The organism is Flavobacterium poyangense (genome assembly GCF_011751075.1).
Classification (GTDB): domain Bacteria; phylum Bacteroidota; class Bacteroidia; order Flavobacteriales; family Flavobacteriaceae; genus Flavobacterium; species Flavobacterium poyangense.
The window spans coordinates 1-553 of record NZ_JAALLN010000185.1; the positions used below are offsets into that span (position 1 = coordinate 1).

Here is a 553-nt window from a genome sequence, read left to right on the forward strand (position 1 = left end):
CTACTTTCTGCTATCTCCGTTCGCTACTAGACTGCATCATCCTCGCCCACTTCATGCTCCAGTACCTACGTTCGCTACTAGATGGCATACCGTAGAGAGAGACGTCGACCATGACATATACATCCATAACATCACAACCACTATAATTCTTCTCAGTATTTTGGTTACTATGACCTTGAACTATACCAACTTTACGTAAATCACCCGCCATACTTCCATATTGACTTCAGGAACATTTCATTACGGTTTAAGTTGAATTCAGTAGTGGGCAATCTCGAAGTATAAAAAAGAAAGTTCCTATGTCTTGGATTTGAAGTGTTTGTTTAAGTGATGTTGGCACCATTTTCACTTGTTTCTGCTTCTGCCAACCACTCTTTAAATATCACATCATTGTATTCGTGGCTCGTGTGACATCGTGCATATTCACGAAGTTGGCAGTGCCGAACTTCTGCCATGTTGCTAATTCCAGTGTCCAAAGCAACTCGATATTGAGTGTAACTTGAGTCACAGTGCTCTGCTAGAGAAAAAAAAAGAAAAAGCGAGCTCACAGAAC

General features: G+C 41.0%; 1 protein-coding gene. It reads right to left on the minus strand.

All coding sequences use genetic code 11. The features are described from left to right. Window positions 1–323 precede the first annotated feature (323 nt). Window positions 324–553: hypothetical protein (locus G3A47_RS23780; protein ID WP_208328447.1), on the minus strand; the 230-nt coding region annotated here is incomplete at its 5' end.